Raw genomic sequence first — 3403 nt, 5'->3', positions numbered from 1 at the left:
ACTTTCCTTACTTGATCCATCGTCACAGTAACAGGTTTTTGTCCGTTAAGCGCTCCGTAAGACTGGAACTGCCCCGTTTCATCAAAAATTCGAATATAATAGGAATCGAGTTGTTTCATTCCACTTACGAATAAGTCCGCTTCACGTAACGGAATGGTTTCGTAAACCCGGACAATGTCCTGACCAAAGTTAAATAAGGTGGTTTGCAAATTTTCGTTCAATTTCTCTTCAAACACCCAAAATGTTACAAAAAAAGCAATGATCGTGCCCGCGAGGACGGAGAGCAGAAATGTCAGGACAACACGTGTATATAAGGATCTGATCATTCGTAAACCTCAAGCCGGTAGCCAAGTCCACGCACCGTCTCGATACGAAAATCGGGTGTTGTAGCGAACCGTTCGCGCAGGCGTTTAATATGTACGTCTATCGTTCGATCATCTCCAGTATAATCGATCCCCCAAATTTGATCGATCAACTGCTCGCGCGTATACACTTGTCCAGGTGTTCCAGCGAGCTTATACAGCAATTCGAACTCCTTGAGCGGCAACGTGAGCGACTCCGTCCCTCTCATCACCTTATAGGTCTGCCGATCAAGGATGATGTTGCCGAACTGGATCATCTGCGTGGTGCCAATCCGATAGCGTTTCAGCAGTGCTCTGACCCGAACTGTCAATTCCAGTGGATCAAACGGTTTCGTCAAATAATCATCTGTTCCAAGTTCGAAACCTTTCACTTTCTCCCATGTTTCGCCTCTCGCAGTCAGCATAAGTAAGGGAAGATCAGGATTGGCTCTTCTGAGCTCCTTGCATAACGTCCAACCATCCATTATCGGCATCATAATATCGAGCACGACAAGATCGACATGCGTTGTAGCGTAGACGTTCAGTGCTTCCTTGCCGTCTGCGGCTTCGGCTGTTGCGAATCCGTCGTTGCGTAGAAATAAACAGACGAGTTCGCGAATGTTCGCATCGTCGTCAGCAACCAGTATAGTAGGCATTCGTTTCCTCTTTCCCTGTTTTCATCCCATATTGAAGTAACCATTATACTATAAATAAAATTGAATCGCTCCTATTCTTCCTATAATTTTACAGTGTTATTCCTCCCGGTTTCCGCAGGTCTCAGAGCCCTCATCATGGCCCTGTTGTCCTGACAAGGTGCGGATTCTTCTGAAAAGGGCGGGTACTGCGGACGTCTTAAATCCCTACCTAGGTTAACATAATATATATTATGTTATTATTATGATCACCATTGTATCGAATTAAAGAAGTCGGCCTTGACTTCAATGCCTGTCCAATCGTATAGTATGGTTATATCTTCAATTAAGGGAGAGATTTTGATGTCGGTGAACGTTCTTAACTAAGCAATTGCATATTCAGGGAGTATCATCAGGCGCTTGTACCCTTCGGGGACAGGTTTGTTTGTTGCTTTGTTGTTACCCTGATATTAGTTAAGAACATGCGGATATCATAAATCGCCTTCGGGATTATCTTCATCCAGGCCCTATTCCGTGCTGTGTTCAGCGCGGTTTTTTTGTTTTCAGATTTTGTAACTTCCCTTTAAACGTCTTCCATTCGATCCAAATAGCTTAGAAAAGAGCTGTTGCGTGAATAAATTGGAAACACGGAACTCGGAACTACAAAAGCTGCATAACAGGCTTATTTGATGATAAATTCCCTCTTTCTTTAAGGGCGGAGAATGAACGTTTTGTTCATTCTCCGCCCTTTTTTATTTTAACAGCAAGGTTTCCAAAATCCTGACACTACACAACTAAAGGAGCGATTTATTCATGAACGAAACTACAATGCTGCGTTTGGAATATGATCAAATTAAAACAAGAGTTTCCGAATGTGCTTTTTCTTACCTGGGTAAGCGTCACGCTGCTTCTATGCGGCCAATTGCTGATATCCGTACAATTAAGATTCGTCTTAACGAAACGAACGAAGCCTTACAGATCATTCGCCATGGAGCAAGCGTCCCTGTTCCTTCGTTGGAAGGAATGGAGCACATTCTTCATCTGCTCGGAACCGGGTATATGTTCAGCGAGCTCGATTTTTCTCATATGGCCCAATTCATTAGAAGCTGCATTCAACTAATAAAATATATGCATTCCAAGGCGGACGCTGCTCCAACCGTCAGCGCTTATGCATCTTCCATGTATAGCATGGAGCCACTTCTATCCGAAATCGAAAGATGTATTCATTCGGGACGTGTGACGGATATCGCCAGTAAAGAACTAGCTAAAATTCGCAAAAAAATTGCGGTTACTGAAGAACGTATCAAGAGAAAACTTGACTCTCTCACCAGCCGTCACCGATCCATTATGCAGGAAAATATGATTAGTCAGCGCAATGGCCGTTACGTGCTTCCAATCAAAAAAGAATTCCGTAAACAAGTGAAAGGCAATGTACTGGATGAATCGGGAAGTGGTCAAACGGTTTACGTTGAACCTGCCGAGATCACGAATCTGCAATTCGATCAGAGCGCGAACATGGCAGAAGAATCAAAAGAAGAAATGAAAGTACTGGGAGACCTGACGGCAATGGCTGAGTTATACAATCGGGAACTAAGCATCAATACAGAGACGGTAGGTGTACTGGATTTTTTATTGGCAAAAGCCAAATACGCCATGACTCTGGATGCTGTCCCTGTCGAACTTAACCTTGACGGGATTATAGACATCCGAGGTGCACGTCACCCGTTGATGTCCAATACCATGGTGCCGCTTGATTTCTCAATTGGTGAAGGATATTCCTCACTCATCATCACCGGACCGAACACAGGCGGAAAAACGATGGCCCTCAAAAGCGTCGGTCTATTAACATTAATGGTGCAATCTGGGCTACTGGTACCTGTTTTGCATGGCAGCCGAATGGCTGTATTCGAGGAAATTGTGGTTGACATCGGGGATGGACAAAGCATTGAACATGCTTTGAGCACCTTTTCTGCACACATCCGCAACATGATTAGCATTTTAGAAACGACGGGCAACTCTACTCTGATCCTGATTGACGAGATGGCATCTGGTACCGATCCGGGAGAAGGGGTAGGCCTCTCTATCGCGTTGCTAGAAGAATTCCACCGTCGCCGGGCGACAGTAGTGGCTACAACCCACTTTAGCGAAATCAAGCATTTTGCTGAAAACACACCGGGATTTCAGAATGCTCGTATGGAGTTTGATACCGAAACGCTGCAACCATTGTACCGACTTCGCATTGGAGAGGCCGGAGAAAGCTATGCATATGCGATTGCCTTGAAGCTGGGCATGTGGACACGTATTATCGAGCGTTCTGAGGCCATTTCTGCAGGCAGAGTGTCTCGGAAAACACAGGAATCGTTTGTTATTCCCCCTTCTGTAGATGATGAAAAGTCTGATGATGCAAATAAGCCTCTCCCTAAAAAAGCA

The 3403-nt window shown here is 44.7% G+C and carries 2 protein-coding genes and 1 pseudogene; 1 reads left to right on the top strand and 2 read right to left on the bottom strand.

The genetic code is table 11. The features are described from left to right. Nucleotides 1-326: pseudogene (locus tag GRP75_RS22010) on the bottom strand (two-component sensor histidine kinase); the annotation flags it as partial. Further along, nucleotides 323-997: a response regulator transcription factor gene (locus GRP75_RS22005; RefSeq protein WP_160790360.1), complete on the bottom strand. Its 675-nt coding sequence runs from the start codon at nucleotides 995-997 to the stop codon at nucleotides 323-325. The gene GRP75_RS22005 and the pseudogene GRP75_RS22010, both read right to left, overlap by 4 nt. Nucleotides 998-1786: 789 nt before the next feature. Between GRP75_RS22005 and GRP75_RS22000 the strand changes: the two genes are divergently transcribed. Beyond that, nucleotides 1787-3403 (top strand): endonuclease MutS2 (locus GRP75_RS22000; RefSeq protein ID WP_160790359.1); only part of this gene is annotated, 1617 nt, incomplete at its 3' end.

The organism is Paenibacillus sp. OT2-17 (assembly GCF_009827695.1).
Taxonomy (GTDB): Bacteria; Bacillota; Bacilli; order Paenibacillales; family Paenibacillaceae; genus Paenibacillus; species Paenibacillus polymyxa_B.
The sequence above is the reverse complement of the archived record's forward strand: the minus strand, read 5'-3'. Positions and strand labels throughout refer to the sequence as shown.